This is a genomic window from Bacteroides mucinivorans (assembly GCF_034654355.2).
GTDB classification, from domain to species: Bacteria; Bacteroidota; Bacteroidia; order Bacteroidales; family Bacteroidaceae; genus Bacteroides; species Bacteroides nordii.
In genome coordinates, this window is the sequence record NZ_CP178179.1 from 5921517 (window position 1) to 5939202 (window position 17686).

A 17686-nucleotide genomic window follows, 5' to 3' on the forward strand; every position below is an offset into this window, starting at 1 on the left:
AAACAGGATCGCATTATGAAAAAGATAAAATTAATAAAGAACATAATTCTCTTTAGTTGTTTGATTACGGGATTTACCGCCTGTGACTTCTTAGAACGTTCCGACCCTGATAAACTCAATAAGAAAGACTTCTATAAAACTGAGGATGATATGTATCAGGCGTTAAACGCCGCCTATGACGGATTAAAAACAAATTATTACAATAACATGTATTATTGGACTGAAATCAGATCCGACAATACCACATTAGCATCCAAAACAGCCAATTCGGGTATATACAATGATTTTGACGTATACAATCTGACATCGAGCAATGCAGAGGTACAACGGGCCTGGTACGGAATGTTCACTTGTATCTATCGCAGTAACGTAGTGCTCGACTACATCGATGCCGTACCGATGAGTGATGAGAAGAAGAGCCAATACAAAGCAGAAGCCCGTTTTTTGCGTGCTCTATCCTACTATAACCTGTCACAACTGTTTGGTGATGTTCCTATTGTAGACAAACAATTAAACAGTGAAGCGGAAGTCCTCAAATACGGTCGTCGCCCGATAGCAGAAGTTTATGACTTTATTGTAAAAGACCTGGAATTCGTAACTCAAAGCCAACTGCCGGACAATTGGGGATTTGACGGAAACAATCCCAATTTCGGACGTGCTTCAAAAACAGCCGGATATGCTTTATTAGGAAAAGTATACCTTACAATGGCCAAACGGTTAAATGATGGGGCCACTCAAGACTATCTTCAATTGGCTAAAGAAGCCCTCGAAGCCGCTTACAACGTTCGCCCGTTCGGAAAACTGGAAGATATCGCCTATGGCAAAGTATTCGGTGTCGCCAATATTGCCTGCAATGAAATCATATTTCAGGTAATGTACTTACAGGGAACCGACGAAGGCTCTTACTTTGCGAAAAATTTTCAGCCACTCAATGCCACAGGAATCATTTCACAATCACAAGGTTTGGGAGACAATATTCCGGAAAATGACCTGACTAAAGAATACGAAACCGGCGATATGCGCAAAGTGGTTTCGTACAAGACCTATGGAACAACTCCCTATGTCAACAAATATGTAGATTTGGGAGATTCTCAAGGGCGCGGCGGTTCTTGCTGGATAGTGTTGCGCTATGCCGATGTTATTCTGATGCTTGCCGAAGTAAATGAGGCGCTCAACTTAGAACCCGAAGCCATTACTTATATTGATATGATTCGTACCCGTGCCAAATTAAAACCTTACGATCAGGCTTCTGAAACGTACAAAGCAGCCTATCCTACTCTCAAAGAGGTCATTCTGCACGAACGCCGCATCGAATTGGCTTTTGAAAACCACCGTTGGTTTGATCTTCTCCGGTTTTATAAGCCCGGCGACCTGGTAGAGTTCCTGAGCAGTAAATCGGTACAGGGGTGTTCCAAACGCGATTTATTACTTCCTATACCTTGGCGGGAAGTGTCCATAAATCCATCCGGAATGTATCAGAACGACGGATACTAAAATCCGAATACTATTTTATTTAAAAACTTTTCCGCAGGGAGTCAACTCTCTCTGTTGGTCCTTGCTATACCTATAAATTAAAATTATTACAATTATGAAAACAAGACTTTTCCTTTTCACAGCACTGGTAATGAACTGTTTAACCGGTTTTTCTCAGAAATATTTATGGAGTAGCCAATTTGGGATTGCCGATGTAGAAACTTCAGCCAAAAGTATGGCTATAGATGCCGACAACAATGTATACCTCACAGGTTGTTTCACCGGAGCAGAAATGACAATCGGTGATAAAGAAATAAAAGGAACCTCCACCGTAATGGATGCATACATAGCCAAGTTTACCCCCAATAAACAATGCGTATTTGCCTCATCCATTAAAAGTACATCGGGCTCGGTAATCATACAAAGTGTCGCCACAGATGCCTCAGGCAACTCTTACGTCGTAGGTAATTTTGAGTCTGACGCTCAAATCTCCGAAACATTTAAAATAGAATCCGACTATAAAGATTTCCTGATCGCTAAATACGATGCGACCGGAAATCCTGTCTGGCTGAAAGGCACCGCCTCCGGTATAGAACCTGTTATTAAAAGTATAGCAGTAAATCAAAATGATGGAAGTTTTGTCATTACCGGAGCTTTCACTGGAAATTTAAATATGGATATAAACGGAGGTAACTCAGAAATTTCATCCGGTGATTCCGAACTCGCTTTCTTTATCGCTAAATACGATAGTAACGCTAATCTGATCTGGACAAAAACAATGTCAGGAAGCGGAACAGGAACGGGAAATCTTATATCTGTAGACGAAGAAGGGGGAATATATGCAGCCGGAACATTCAGCGGAACCATTCAATTCGGAACACAGTCTATGACGGCGGCTTCTGTAGAAAACACAGACAATTTCCTGATTAAATATTCAGCTGACGGAAATCTGATTTGGGCACGCAGTTTAACAGGTAGTAAATTAGACGATATCAATGCCATGGATGTAGCCGGCAATCAGGTAGTCATCGGCGGTGTGATACGAAGCGAAGATCTGGTTGTGGACAATGCACCCGAAGTAACCATGAAGACCCTGGACACTTCCGGAAGTTGGAACAGTATGCTGATTGTCTCTTTCGATACAAACGGAAACTATCAATGGAATTATATAGCAGGCAGTATCAACCAACCGACAGATGTCAAAACAGTTGCCATAGACAAAGATGGCTCGATATGGAACGCCGGTACTTCTTTTGGAACTTATTATTTTAATCCGGATACAGAAGACGAGGCAAGACAGTTCCCTTCTAAAGCTAAAGGAGGACAGGATATGTATCTGATGAAATTATCATCAAGAGGCGAAGTACTGATAGGACACCGCATAGGAGATGCTACCCGGGAAGGTGCGATGGCTATGGTAGTAGGAAATGAAGGATTATTATATGTGGCCGATATGATATCTACCCGTAGCGGCGGTACGGCTTCTCCCGTAAACCTGTTTGGCGACCCGATTACAATACCAACTATCGGCAGCAACTACAGCGTAGCTTTACTATGCTATCAGCAAATCTATGCAACTCCGGCTGTATTACCTGTCATTAAACCCGGTACGGCTTTCAGTCAGGTTATTAATGCAGAAAATGCCAATGGTGATGCCGAATTCACACTCTATTATGGTACTCTTCCCGAAGGGCTCAATCTGAATCCGGCAACCGGCGAACTAAGTGGAACAAGTACTACTACGGGAATTTATCCGATTGTGATCAGCATGAAAGACGCTGATGGAAACATTGGATTTGCCGAATATACACTTACTGTTTCTACCGGTACCGGACTGAAAGACTATCAACAGGAAACTATCAGGGTATGGGGAGACCACGGTGCCATCGAAGTATCAACAAGTACATCGAATTGCAGAGTGATGATATTCGACCTGTCCGGCAGATTAATAATACAAAACCGTTTAAAAGGCAATGACCGTTATACTGTAGACAATGGTATCTATACCGTAGTTGTGGAAGATAGTATCTCGGGAAAGAAATCGGTACATAAAGCAAGCGTCTACTAATATTAATCAATGGAAGAATGCCCGGTACGCCCGAATTCCGGGTATTCTTTCCCTACGATATGTATATCATGAACAAAATTCTAATCATCATTATATTCTCTATTTGTACTGTATCGTATGCCCAACAGCCCGAAACGGTTCATCATTTCGGAAGTATAGCGGCAGTATGCGGACGGCAAATAGTATCGGACGGTGATAACATCTGGTTAACAGGAGAATTTAGCGGAGAGCTCATTTCCAATACGGAAACCGGACTGGTATCCGAACTCCCGGCTATTTTTGCTGCCAGATATTCGGTACAAGGTATCCGCGAATGTTTAATCAGAATCGAAAACGAATCAAAAGTGAAATCCGCAATATCCGATGAGGCGGGAGTACTATGGCTTCTTACCGGAAATGACGGAAACGAAAAATTATATTCGGTATCCCCGAAAGGAGTAGTATCTTCACCCGTTTCGTTTGAAAAAAGTGCAGACTTCATCATTCAGGATTTTATATTATTCAACCAAACAGTATATCTCTGCGGAAGTTCGGAAGAGAGGTGCTTTCTGGCTGCTTATACTCTATCCGGAAAACAACTGTGGTACTCTGCTGAAGAGGGCTATTTATCCGCCTCCGGAAAAAAAATAGAGACCGATGGCACGGATATTATTCTTGCCGGAACATACCAGGGAACGACTGCAAACAACACAGATATATTTGTCAGCCGTTTCAATATATCCGGCGAAAAGAAGTGGACATGCCCGATAATAGGAGCAGGGAATGAAACGATTTCCGACATAGCATGCCTGAGTGACGGTAAACTTATTTTGTCCGGTTCTACAACCAGTCAGCAGCTCTCTATCGGTTCTTCCACACAAACCACTACATCCACAGGGATACAGCATGCTTTGTGTATTATGCTCAATCCGGACGGTAGCTACTCATCCATCTATACAGCCGGAGGAACATCTACAGGCAAAAATACGGCAATCAATACCTTATACGTCAACGATAACGATGAAATATACGCAGGAGGTTATTGTATGGGGAAAGTAATTTTCAACCCATCCGGAGATAATCGCTATAACCTCCCTGATAAAGGTGCGAAAGATGCCTTTATCGTAAAATTATCTTCAGAGAATCAAGTATTGAATGTGAAACGTTTCGGTAATAAAACAGACGAGGAAATAACCGATCTATTATTTATACCGGATGCAAAAGAATACCGTTTATTTACGCTGACCAATTTCAAAGAAGCCAACGAATACGGTACTATTTACAATACTACCAACCTGACTCTATCCGGAACAACCACATTCCCGTTAGAAGCAATCGGATCGGGCAATAATGTCATTTTAGCTTCTTACGCACATATCCGGATATTCACCAATCATGTGATACCGGCACAGGAAGGAGTTTCTTACCGCAATTGCGTCTATCACCGGGGTGGTTCACGAAAAGTGACCTATCAATTACTTTCCGGTGGTTTACCTTCCGGCATGTATTTTTCATCTCAAGGGGATTTGTCGGGTACTCCTTCTGAAAGCGGTTCTTTTCCTTTGGTAATACGAGGTACCGACGAACTTGGAGACAGCTCGGACTCTGCTTGTATATTACAGGTAGAATCCAATGGAGGAGTAGGCTGGGCAGAAACTGAAGAAACCACATTTCAAGTCTATCCGAATCCTGTGGAAGATAAGTTTTTCATTAAAGGCTTAACGGGAAAAATACGACTTCAGATTATATCTACACAAGGACAGTTAATGGTTGACCATGTCCTTCAAGATACTTCCGAAGCAATTCATATATCTCATTTCCCCCAGGGAGTCTATATTATCAAATGTATTTCAGAACAGAGTATCCTGTCAAAGAAAATAATCAAAAAGTAGGAAGATGAATCATACTCAACAAAATCGAACGAATCGGACCAAATGGGCTGTATTTACAGCAGCAACTTTAGGTTATGGCCTTTTCTATGTTTGCCGGCTGAGTCTGAATGTGGTTAAAAAGCCAATAGTAGACACCGGTTATCTTACTGAGACAGAATTAGGCATAATCGGTTCGGCTTTATTTTTCTCCTATGCAATCGGGAAATTTGTCAATGGTTTTTTAGCCGACAGGGTAAATGTGCGTTATCTGATGGCGGGTGGACTTCTCGTAGCGACCTTGGTAAATGCCGCACTCGGATTTGCCGTACCATTCTGGGCATTTGTCATACTTTGGGCGATAAACGGTTGGTTTCAGTCAGTAGGCGGCCCCTGTAGTGTTATTGCATTAAACCGATGGTTTACAGAGAAAGAACGCGGAACAGTATATGGCTTTTGGAGTGCCAGTCACAACATTGGAGAAGCGCTTACCTTTATCTTTACATCATTCATCGTTGGTGCTTTAGGATGGCAGTGGGGATTTATGAGTGCTGCATGCCTGGGAGCTGCAGGAGTTGCTCTAATATTCATTTTCTTAAAACCGGCTCCTCCCGAATGGAAAGCAATCCCATCCGGTTCCGCAGAAAAGCAAACAGCCTCATCCGTTAAAAGTAAGCAGCTTGAAGTCTTAAAAAGCCCGATGATATGGATGCTTGCACTTGCCAGTGCATTCATGTATATCAGTCGGTATGCTGTAAATAGTTGGGGAGTATATTATTTCGAGATAGAAAAAGGATATAATATTGTAACCGCCAGTACCCTCGTATCCGTCAGTTCGGTCTGTGGCATTGTAGGTACTGTATTTTCCGGTCTCCTATCCGACAAGCTATTCCACAGTAACCGAACCATACCGGCTTGCTTGTTCAGCTTGCTCAATCTGCTTGCATTGGTACTATTTCTATTCGGTCCGCAGCACTGTGAGGTTTGGGACATTATTTCTATGATACTGTTTGGCATATCCATTGGTATTCTGTTATGCTTTTTGGGAGGGCTCATGGCCATAGACATAGCTCCCAAAGAAGCAACCGGCGCAGCAGTAGGAGTCATCGGAATAGCCAGTTATATAGCAGCCGGCTTGCAAGACGTAGTCAGTGGTTTTCTAATAGAATCACGTAAAGTTATCATCGATGGAAACCCTATCTACGATTTCTCCGCCATACGTATTTTCTGGCTTTCCGCAGCTTTCATATCCCTATTATTCCTGATAATAATCTGGAGTGCAAAAAGAAAAAATTAACTACTAAACAATACAAATCATGAAAAGAGTATTTCAAATCCTATTTATCTTATCATTTGTCTCAACAGGAATTATTTCTTCCGTTCAGGGAAAGAGTAAAACGACCGATTGTAACATCCGTTTTTGTACTTATAATATCCGGGGGGATCTGCCCAATGATGGTATTAACTCCTGGAAATTCCGAAAAGACTCCTTATGCAAAATAATCAAACATCACAATTTTGATATCGTATGTATGCAGGAAGTATTGGCCAATCAGCTTGAAGATATAGAAAAGGCCACAGGCTATGCTTTTGTAGGAATCCGAGGGCTTTACAACCCTATTTTCTATAAAGCAGAGCGTTTTGAACTATTGCATAATGAAATGTTCTGGTTGTCCGAAACAATGACGCCTTTTTCAAAAGGATGGGACGGAAAGTACGATCGTTATTGTACCTGGGCCAAGTTTCGTGACCGTAAAAACGGAAAGGTATTCTATGTTTTCAATACTCACCTCGACCATAAAGGGCGTATAGCACAACAGGAAGGTGCAGCCCTGGTCTGTGCACAAGCCCGGAAATTTGCAGGAAACTCCCCGGTCTTTATATGCGGAGATATGAACAGTTTCGATACAACCGATGCATACAAAGAGTATACTTCTCACTATAAAGATTCCCGGGTTATTGCTCCCCATATCTCAGGACCGGTAGGTACAGCTCACAATTTCGGGCAGGTAGAGCCCGTCCGTATCGACTACATCTTTGTAAATGATAAAATCACAGTGTTAGAATACGAAGCCGACGACGAACATTATCCAAACGGCTTTTTCCCATCTGATCATTATGCTGTATTTATCAACGCCCGTTTATAATTCAATAAAAAGATCTCAAATATGGCTTTCAGAATATATATATTCCTCTTTGCTTGCCTGAGCCTGTCATGGTTGCCGGTACATGGTGAAAATTTCGAAACCGAAATTACAATTTGCAGCTTTAATATTCGTGGTTCAAACATGGACACCGGAGTGAATGCCTGGTCGAACCGGAAAAAAATGGTAATCAAAGAATTCAGCAATTATCAGTATGATATTGTATGCATGCAGGAACCACTCATCGACCAGATACAGGATTTCCTATCCATCGGTATTTACGAGTGGCTTGGAGTATCCGGCCAGGGTACACCGGACAACGATGTATTTACTCCCATCTTCTACAACAAGAAAAAACTGAATGTATTAGATTACGGAACATTCTGGTTATCCGAAACTCCGGATGTTGTCAGCCGGGGATGGGATGGTAAATTCCCCCGCATTTGTACGTGGGCAAAATTCAGGGATATAGAAAATTGCCGCAGCTTTTACGTGTTTAACACTCACCTCGACCACGTCGGAGAGATAGCCAAGTTAGAAGGTGCCCGGTTAATCTGCCGGAAAATAAAAGAAATGGCAACCGAAGAAGCCGTGTTCATTACAGGAGATATGAACAGTACTCCCGAAACTCCCCCCATTCACACTTTTCTCAGTGAATTCAGCAATTCACGGGAAATTGCAACAGAGAAATCAGGGCCGGCAGGAACAGCACACAGCTATGGTAAATTGTATCCGCCTTCACAGATAGATTACATTTTTGTAAATGAATATATATCGGTAATCAAAGCAGTAACCATCACTAAAAATTCAGATCCGGTTTATATGTCGGATCATTATCCTATAGTTATTACTGTTGATTTTTAAGAACTTACTATACAGAAAAACAATGATTGACATATTTCAAAAAGTTAAAGGCCGACTCATCGTTTCGTGTCAGGCCGAGGAAGGCTCACCCTTTAATTCACCCGAAGGAGTAGGAGCATTTGCCCAATGTGCGGCCCAGGGAGGTGCTGCCGGTATCCGCTCCTGTGGTATAGAAAAAACGGACTATCTCATCAGACATAGCCATTTGCCGGTAATCGGTCTGACAAAATCTTATTTCCCGGACGGATTTGTGCGTATTACCGGTTCATTCAGGGAAGTAGAAGCACTGATTGCAATTGGTACGCCACTGATTGCTGTGGATGGAACATTCCGCCTACGGGAAAATGGACTTACCGGACCGGAATATATCCGGAATCTAAAAAAGAAATATACAGGAGTAAAAATAATGTCGGACATATCAACCGTTGACGAAGCCATTGCATGTCGGGAAGCCGGTGCTGACTGTGTATCAACTACCCTATGCGGTTATACTCCGTATACGGCAGAAGAATCCCATAACGGACCTTCTTTGGAAATACTGCGCCAATGTGTCAACGCTCTTCCCCAGTGCCCTGTATTTGCCGAAGGACGCTATAATACCCCTCTCGAAGCTGCAAAAAGTATTGAGAACGGTGCCTGGGCAGTCGTTGTGGGTTCAGCCATTACACGCCCCCACCTTATCACAAAATGGTTTTCGGAAGCCCTGCAACAGGTAAATATTCTCTAACAGTCAGAAACATTAAACAATAAAAAAACATGAATATATTTTTTGGAACAGATGGCTGGAGAGCACACATCGATACGGAAATAAATCAAGAGACCGTATCAGTGGTAGCCCAGGCATTTGCAGATTTCATACATAACAATTATAAAGAAGAATTCCCCCGGGTAGCCTTGGCTTATGACACACGCAAGAACTCACAATTGTTTGCTACGATTTTTGCCGAAGTACTATCAGGCAACCATATAGAAGTATTATTATCCGATCGCATCACTCCGACACCGGTATTATCTTATGCCACTTTGCATGCAGGCTGTTGTGCCGGAGTGATGATTACTGCTTCACATAATCCTCCTTCATATAACGGTATCAAATTCAAATCACGTTTAGGAGGTCCGTTCAATTCAGACGACACGCGAAAAGTAGAAAGTTATTTATACGTATCCCCCATAAGGCGTTCTGTATCGAACATACATCCGATGAACTTTATACCAGCTTATACGGAGCATATTGAAAAATTAATTGATTTTGAAATAATAAAAAAAGCAGGGTTACATCTATTGGCAGATAGCATGGGAGGGGCAGGGCTTACGCTCATCCAGGAGATTCTGGATGCCCATAACTGTCCGGCGGATACCATATACTCCGAAGCGTCCGAAACTTTTCACGGACGACTGGCCGAACCGATTGAGAAAAACCTGCTGCCACTAAAGAAAGCATTAAAAGAAGGAGATTTTGCTTTTGGTGTAGCAACAGACGGAGATGCCGACAGGGTAGGGGTATGCCTGGATACAGGTGAATGGTTATCGGCACAAAATACAATATTATTGTTAGTAGACTATCTGAAACGAGTAAAACAAATACCAGGCGGTATTGTAAAAACGTCTTCCGTTTCAGACAAAGTACGCAGCATCTTCGAATCTCCTCAAACACCTATATATGAAGTCCAGGTCGGTTTCAAATACATTGCTGACATCATGACTACCCATTCCATAGCTTTCGGTGGCGAAGAAAGCGGAGGATTCGGCTACGGTATGCATATCCCCGAACGGGATGGCATATTCTCTTCACTATTACTCCTCGAAATGCTTTCTGCATCCCCTTATTGCAAACTTTCCGACTACCTGGAAGAGAAACAAAAAAAGATGGGAGTTATATGTTATGACCGTATTGATATGGTTTATACACAACCAGATAAAAATGAACTGTTACCCTGGTTACATCAAAATCAGCCTCATGAAATAGCAGGTTTTGCAATTCGGAAGATTCTGCCGTTTTTAAGTAGCCGCAATCTTGTAAACGGACTCAAATTCGTTTTTGAAGGAGATTGCCGATGGCTATTAATCCGCAGTTCCGAAACGGAGGATATCATCCGTTTTTATGCAGAAGGACAGACAGGGGAAGAAGTAACTACTCTGCTTCAATACGGTCAGAATCTGCTTTTTAAAGTATCCGGCAGCATATCCAACCTAATAAAGCATTAAATATGAAAAGAATATTGATTCTATCCGTTCTATTTCTTTTTACTATCAGTACACAGGCAGCAAAAGGAAATAAAGACCTGGTAACCATCCAGATTACACCCGACCACTATGATTGGAATTATAAAGTAGGCGAAACGGCACGTTTCACCATTTCCTTATTTCAAGACCAGCAAAAACTGAAAAATGTAAAAATAGAATATAAAATAGGTCCGGAAAAAATGCCTCCGGCACAAAAAGACTCCGTACTTCTAAAAAACGGTTCTGCCACCATAGAAGCAGCAGGACTGCGCTCTCCCGGATTCCTGTCTTGTGAAGTCAGGGCTACAGTAGACGGATTTCCTTATCGGAATTTGATTAACATTGCATATGATTGTGAAAAGATACAACCTACCACTCTGCTTCCAAAGGATTTCCGTTCGTTCTGGGACAGTCAAATATCCCGTATGAGAGAATACCCCATGCAATCGGAAATGACATTTATACCGGAAGAAAGCGATGCCGACGTAAAAGTATACCGTGTGAAAATATCCCATTATTCACGCGGTAATTACCTGTATGGAGTATTATGTATTCCTAATAAAGAGGGACGTTTCCCTGCTGTTTTGCGTCTGCCGGGAGCCGGTGTGGCAAAGCACACCGGAGATAAAGAACTTGCACGTATGGGAGTTATCACATTCCGGATAGGGATTCATGGTATTCCTTTAGACCTAAAACCGGAAGCATACGCAAACTTACAAGCGGGAGCACTCAAAAACTACATGTATCATCGCATGGATAACCGGGAGGAGTATTATTACAACCGTGTGTTCCTTGGTTGTATACGGGCGAACGATTTCATTGCCTCACTTCCACAATATGATGGTGAGAATCTGGCGGCTTATGGTGGAAGCCAGGGAGGAGCACTGACCTTGGTTACTGCTGCTCTCGATCCCAGGGTAAAATACCTGGTGGCTTTTTATCCGGCTCTTTGTGATATAGCAGGATATGCACATAACCGGGCAGGAGGGTGGTTTGGAGTAGAAAAACTTACCCCCAAAGAAACACTGACATTGGCATATTACGATGTAGTCAATTTCGCACGTTTTATTCATATTCCCGGATTTTATTCCTGGGGGTATAGCGATGAGACTTGCCCGCCTACTTCATTTTACAGTGCATATAATGTTATAAAAGCCCCCAAAGAACTTTATCTGCTAAAGGAAACCGGGCATTGGCGCTATCCGGAACAGAATGTAAAAGTCAATCAATGGTTAATAGACAAACTGACGGGAAAGTAAGAAACCAGACCATCACAAAATGTGTCAAAACTCACCACAGAGTAACACAGAGATGATTTTAAGTCGTTGATTATTAGCAAAAAACTCTGTGTTACTCTGTGGTGAGTTTTGACATACCTTCATTATATTTATATACGCTTTATTAACGGGACATCTTATAAATCTGATTACCGGCCAACAGAAAAGCTCCGACTCCATACACTTCGGTCATATCACGGGTCACTTTCTTAGGATCAGCTCCAATGGGTTGTACATACCCCAGCTTACCATCTGTTTCAACAGCAGAAACCAATGCCTTCCACCCTTTTTCAACAATGGGGAGATAAGTATCTTTATCCAACAAACCTTCATTTATCCCATACGCCAGAGCATATACGATAAATCCGGTAGCACTGGTCTCAGGCGAAGGATAAGAAGCCGGATCAAGCATACTTGCATGCCAGAAACCATCAGCACTCTGTAACTCGGCCACACGGGCAGAAAGAGTTATAAAAAGGTTTTCATAAAACTTACGGTTCTTATCATTCTTTGGAAAGTCCTGAAGCATTTCCGCCAATCCGCCAAGTACCCAGCCATTACCACGTCCCCAGAACACTTTTGATCCATTCGCCTCTTTTTGAGTGAGATATCTTGAATCACGATAAAACAAACGTTCATCTTTATCAAACAAAAGGTCATAGGTCGCTTTATACTCTTTATTCATGAATTTGATAAACCGTTTATCTCCGGTCAGCATATAGAGCTTCACATATACGGGAGGAGCCATATAGAGTGCATCACACCAGGTCCAGCGTTCCAGTGTCTCGCGCTTTTTATAGTCAAGATCCATCGGTCCATCCGAAGGGTGATTTACCACCCATTCTGCACGTGCCTGGGTAGGATATAACATATTCTTATCTTTATACTTATTATACAGGTCTATAAAAACCTGTCCCACAGCAATATCATCAGCATGATACATTCGTTTATCAGGCTGCCAGCCATAACGACGACCCAATTTCACCAACCAATCATAATAAGAGGCATCTCCCATTTCCGTCTCAGCCAGTTCAGCCCAATCGAGCATTCCCATGTAAAGTGCGGCATTTGTCCAATCCAGTGCTCCGTGTTTCACATCCTTTTGATGAGCGATCTGCCAATCGGCCACTTTTTTCATAACATCCTTTACGTCTGTCTTTTGAAATGGTAACTGCCCCATCATCGACAATGAGAACAAAAGAGAGAATGTCAAAAGAAAAAATCTGTTCATAGTAGTACAATCATTTAGTGTTTATACGGCAAAGATAATGCAAACCGAGAGCAGAATAAAATGAACTCGTTTATTTTTTATGCCAAGATACAGCTTATCTTCGCTTTAGAGCAAAGATAAAACTTTCTTGAACAAAAAAATAAAGAATCACTCATATTAAAATAGTTTTGAGTGTATTTCACCACAGAATAACACAGAGTTCCACAGAGTACTATTTATCTGATGAAACGCGGATTAACACAGATTAAAAGACTGTAGTTCTTTATCCTAGATTTGTTTCCCTTTGCGAAAATCTGCGATCATCTGCGTTTCAATAAAGATTTAAACTCTGTGTTACTCTGTGGTGAGTTTCGCTCATTTCCATACTGAAATAAGCGAGATTAAGCCATTACTTCTTCACCCTTCAGTGTTGCCGAACTGGCTTCAGTAATTCTCACCTTTACAAAATCACCGATCTTATGCGTACCCCGGTCAAATACCACTACACGGTTCTGTTCTGTACGACCGAAAAGCTGTTCGCGCGAACGCTTGGATACTCCTTCCACCAAAACCTCATAAGTATTTCCGATACAACGCGCATTAGATTCAGCAGAAAGCCGATTTTGCAAGGCTATAATCTCATTAAGACGACGCACTTTAACATCTTCCGGGACATTATCCTCCAAATGCTTGGAAGCATACGTACCGGGGCGCTCAGAATATTTAAACATAAAAGCAGCATCATAACCACAGGTCTCCATTAGTGAAAGAGATTCCTGGTGGTCTTCTTCCGTCTCTGAGTGGAAACCGGAAAAAATATCAGTAGTCAATCCGCAATCGGGGATGATACGCTTGATGGCAGCTACACGATCCAGATACCACTCACGCGTGTATTTCCGGTTCATCAACTTCAGAATACGTGAACTTCCGCTTTGCACCGGCAAATGAATGTGTTTACATACATTAGGCATTTGTGCTATTACTTCCAGCGTTTCGTCACTCATGTCTTTGGGGTGCGAAGTAGTAAAACGAATTCTCACGCCTGGTGCTGCTTCGGCTACAGTGCGCAGAAGCATCGGGAAAGTAATAACCTCTCCATTTTCTCTTTCAAAACGATAAGAATTTACATTTTGCCCTAACAGCGTGATTTCTTTATACCCTTTTGACACCAGATCGGCCACCTCATTAAGGATACTTTCCACATCCCGGCTACGCTCACGTCCACGGGTATAGGGGACAATACAATACGTACAGAAGTTATTGCATCCACGCATAATAGACACAAACCCGGAAATGTGATTTCCGCAAATACGGGAAGGAATGACCTCGCGGTACGTTTCCGTTGTAGACAGCTCCACATTAATCGCCTTCTCTCCGGCCTCTACCGAAGCTATCAATTCGGGCAAAGTAAGATAAGCATCAGGACCTACTACGAGGTCAACATGATGATGCTCAATCAAATCATCCTTCACACGCTCTGCCATACATCCCAGTACACCTACTATCAGATGTTTCTTCTTTTTTTTCATCGAGTGGAAAAACTCCAGACGATTCAGAATCTTTTGTTCGGCATTGTCACGAATGGAACAAGTATTCATAAACACAGCATCTGCTTCATCCAAAGAGTCGGCCACAGAATACCCGGCCATCTGCATCACAGAGGCAATGACTTCACTGTCGGCCACATTCATCTGGCAGCCGTACGTTTCAATAAACAACTTCTTGTTGTCATCAGCAGTTGCGGATTTAAAGTCCGCTCCCGTTAATTCACTCATAATTTTATCATTATTTAAATTAGATGTTGCAAAGATACGGCTTCAGAGTCAATAAGTGGCAATTTGAAACAAAAATAACGTTTCAAGTTAGTAATCGAAGCCAAGAGTTATAATTAATGTTAAAGAAGCAAACATTTTCCAAGTTACAACTTGGAGGTTTCAACTTTATTTCACACTTTTGTGCAATGAAAGAAACATTAGATTTTTTCATAGTTAAGGTTTAGGTTAAAAAAATTAAGGGGAGCTGTGAAGCTGCCCTTTTTTCATGCTAAAATGTTAGCTCTAATCAGATTAAATAATTACCTTTGGCGAACAAAAATCCAACGAACCTATGGAAGATGTTATGCAATTTCTTTTGGTAGCAGGTATTCTCGCTTTTGGAATTTACAAACAGTTCAACAAAGAAAAGTCCAACAAGCCAGAAAAAAGCATACCTATGCCAACTCCCGAATATGAGTATGAACCAGAATTTAAAGAATCCGTAATCTTTGAAAAACCACAAAAGAAAGTAGCAGCACCACCTAAAGCCCCCCTCCCCAAGGAAGGCATTAGAAGTACTTATGTCCCTACTACAGCCCCCAAAGCTGCCAAAGAAGCCCCAGTGGATAAAGGTGAGTTTTCCATTCAATCGGTAGAAGAGGCAAGGCGTGCCATTATCTGGTCCGAAATATTGCAAAGAAAATATTAATGTAAATTCTAACACGAAAAATATACAGTTTATATGGCATTGAATTTTATTTCGGCAGCGGAAGCTGCCAGCCTTGTAAAACATGGCTACAACATCGGCCTTAGCGGGTTTACTCCTGCCGGAACGGCTAAAGCCGTTACGGCTGAAATTGCAAAAATAGCAGAAGCTGAACACGCTAAAGGAAACCCGTACCAGATTGGTATTTTTACAGGTGCCTCCACAGGTGACTCATGCGATGGTATATTATCACGCGCAAAAGCAATCCGTTACCGTGCTCCGTACACAACTAACTCAGATTTCCGCAAAGCGGTAAACAATGGTGAGATTGCTTATAACGACATCCACTTGTCACAGATGGCGCAGGAAGTACGTTATGGATTTATGGGAAAAGTAAATGTAGCGATCATCGAAGCCTGTGAAGTAACTCCGGATGGAAAAATCTATCTGACAGCTGCCGGTGGTATTGCTCCGACTGTTTGCCGCCTTGCAGATAAAATTATTGTAGAACTGAATAGTGCGCACAGCAAGAATATGATGGGAATGCACGACGTGTACGAACCACTTGATCCACCTTATCGTCGCGAAATACCTATCTACAAGCCAAGTGACCGTATCGGTACACCTTATATACAAGTAGATCCTAATAAAATTGTCGGCGTAGTAGAAACGAACTGGCCTGATGAAGCCCGCAGCTTTGCAGAGGCTGATCCTTTGACTGATAAAATTGGCCAGAACGTAGCCGACTTCCTGGCTGCCGATATGAAACGCGGTATTATTCCTTCTACATTCCTTCCGTTACAATCGGGTGTAGGAAATATCGCCAATGCAGTATTGGGTGCATTGGGTCGCGATAAAACAATTCCGGCCTTTGAAATGTATACAGAGGTTATCCAGAATTCTGTAATTGGTCTGATTCGTGAGGGCCGTGTTAAATTTGGCAGTGCCTGCTCGCTGACAGTAACCAACGACTGTCTGCAAAGTATTTATGATGATATGGACTTCTTCCGTGACAAGTTGGTTCTTCGTCCTTCGGAAATATCCAATAGTCCTGAGGTCGTTCGCCGTATGGGTGTCATTTCTATAAATACCGCCATCGAAACCGATCTCTATGGTAATGTAAACTCCACACATATCGGTGGTACGAAAATGATGAATGGTATTGGTGGATCGGGAGACTTTACCCGTAATGCCTATATCTCTATTTTCACTTGTCCTTCTGTGGCCAAAGAAGGTAAGATTAGTGCCATTGTTCCAATGGTGTCTCACCTCGATCATAGCGAACACTCGGTTAATATTATCATAACCGAACAAGGTATAGCCGATCTTCGTGGCAAGAGTCCGAAAGAACGTGCACAGGCTATTATTGAAAACTGCGCTCACCCAGATTACAAACAGTTACTTTGGGACTACCTCAAACTGGCAGGTAGCAAAGCCCAAACGCCACACTGTATCCAGGCTGCATTGGGTATGCATGCAGAGCTTGCTAAAAGTGGAGATATGAGAAATGTAAACTGGGCAGAATACGCCAGATAAAAGTCACAACCCCAAAATCTCAAGTATAGCGGCATAAATCCAGTTTTGGATTTATGCCGCTATTATTATTCCAAATATCCACAAGCCACCAATCATATAGCATATTTGTAAATATACAAAAATATACCAAAACATTTCTAAAGACAAAAGACACAAGAAAAAACAAGACACAAGAAAGTTCAGTTAAAGATCACACAAACTACTCATTTTCAACACATTGCATTGAGCACTTTTTTCCTCTACGAAGAATACCCCGAAACTCTACGGAGATCGCTACGATTCTCTACGAGGAACAGGCTGATTCTCTACGAAGAACAAGCAGACAATACATAAGATTTTACAGGATTAAAAGAAAAGAAATAATTATCAATATTAATTGTAAATATAAAATTCAATAATACAATTAACAGAACTTTTAATCTGACCTCTCAAAGACCGGAGTATACATTTTTACAAACATATCATTGCCAGTTATACACCCACTCAACTTATAGTTTTTCTTTCCTGATATATTTGGGTCTTTATTATATAATATATCCATTTTATTAGAGTATTTAATAAAATATTTAATTAAATACTTGCAA

At 41.9% G+C, this 17686-nt stretch carries 13 protein-coding genes; 11 read left to right on the plus strand and 2 right to left on the minus strand.

Annotated features, from left to right (window positions below):
• Positions 1-15: 15 nt before the first annotated feature.
• The 9 genes from VCM39_RS22140 to VCM39_RS22180 all read left to right on the plus strand — a co-directional run bounded on the left by VCM39_RS22140 (position 16) and on the right by VCM39_RS22180 (position 11878).
• Positions 16-1494, plus strand: coding sequence for a RagB/SusD family nutrient uptake outer membrane protein (locus VCM39_RS22140; RefSeq protein ID WP_289292890.1), 1479 nt, complete (start codon positions 16-18; stop codon positions 1492-1494).
• A gap of 94 nt (positions 1495-1588) precedes the next feature.
• On the plus strand, positions 1589-3541 hold the full coding sequence (locus VCM39_RS22145) for a putative Ig domain-containing protein (RefSeq protein ID WP_322932268.1): 1953 nt from the start codon (positions 1589-1591) through the stop codon (positions 3539-3541).
• Between the two features lie 68 nt (positions 3542-3609).
• Positions 3610-5412, plus strand: coding sequence for a T9SS type A sorting domain-containing protein (locus VCM39_RS22150; protein ID WP_322932269.1), 1803 nt, complete (start codon positions 3610-3612; stop codon positions 5410-5412).
• Between the two features lie 4 nt (positions 5413-5416).
• Positions 5417-6685 (plus strand): MFS transporter, encoded by a 1269-nt coding sequence (locus VCM39_RS22155; protein ID WP_322932270.1) that lies wholly within the window; start codon positions 5417-5419, stop codon positions 6683-6685.
• 19 nt (positions 6686-6704) lie between these two features.
• The gene (locus tag VCM39_RS22160; protein WP_221648386.1) at positions 6705-7535 is read left to right on the plus strand and encodes an endonuclease/exonuclease/phosphatase family protein; all 831 of its coding nucleotides are present in this window, start codon (positions 6705-6707) and stop codon (positions 7533-7535) included.
• 21 nt (positions 7536-7556) lie between these two features.
• Positions 7557-8396, plus strand: coding sequence for an endonuclease/exonuclease/phosphatase family protein (locus VCM39_RS22165; RefSeq protein WP_221648385.1), 840 nt, complete (start codon positions 7557-7559; stop codon positions 8394-8396).
• 22 nt (positions 8397-8418) lie between these two features.
• On the plus strand, positions 8419-9123 hold the full coding sequence (locus VCM39_RS22170) for an N-acetylmannosamine-6-phosphate 2-epimerase (protein WP_221648384.1): 705 nt from the start codon (positions 8419-8421) through the stop codon (positions 9121-9123).
• 29 nt (positions 9124-9152) lie between these two features.
• Positions 9153-10601 (plus strand): hypothetical protein, encoded by a 1449-nt coding sequence (locus tag VCM39_RS22175; RefSeq protein WP_322932271.1) that lies wholly within the window; start codon positions 9153-9155, stop codon positions 10599-10601.
• Positions 10602-10603: 2 nt separating this feature from the next.
• Positions 10604-11878: an acetylxylan esterase gene (locus tag VCM39_RS22180; RefSeq protein WP_322932272.1), complete on the plus strand. Its 1275-nt coding sequence runs from the start codon at positions 10604-10606 to the stop codon at positions 11876-11878.
• Positions 11879-12020: 142 nt separating this feature from the next.
• On the opposite strand, the gene VCM39_RS22185 is transcribed toward VCM39_RS22180, so the two are convergent.
• A complete protein-coding gene (locus tag VCM39_RS22185; RefSeq protein WP_322932273.1) occupies positions 12021-13127 on the minus strand; it encodes a glycoside hydrolase family 88 protein in 1107 nt (368 codons plus the stop codon).
• A 380-nt stretch (positions 13128-13507) separates the two neighbouring features.
• Positions 13508-14881, minus strand: a complete 1374-nt coding sequence (gene miaB / locus VCM39_RS22190; protein ID WP_322932274.1) for a tRNA (N6-isopentenyl adenosine(37)-C2)-methylthiotransferase MiaB — start codon at positions 14879-14881, stop codon at positions 13508-13510.
• A gap of 331 nt (positions 14882-15212) precedes the next feature.
• On the opposite strand from miaB, the gene VCM39_RS22195 reads away from it, so the two are divergent.
• Together VCM39_RS22195 and VCM39_RS22200 are read left to right on the plus strand one after the other, a co-directional pair.
• Positions 15213-15569 carry a hypothetical protein gene (locus VCM39_RS22195; protein ID WP_221648379.1) on the plus strand — a complete coding sequence of 119 codons (357 nt, stop codon included), beginning with the start codon at positions 15213-15215 and terminating at the stop codon, positions 15567-15569.
• 33 nt (positions 15570-15602) lie between these two features.
• Positions 15603-17102, plus strand: a complete 1500-nt coding sequence (locus VCM39_RS22200) for an acetyl-CoA hydrolase/transferase family protein (RefSeq protein WP_221648378.1) — start codon at positions 15603-15605, stop codon at positions 17100-17102.
• The last annotated feature ends 584 nt before the right edge of the window (positions 17103-17686 follow it).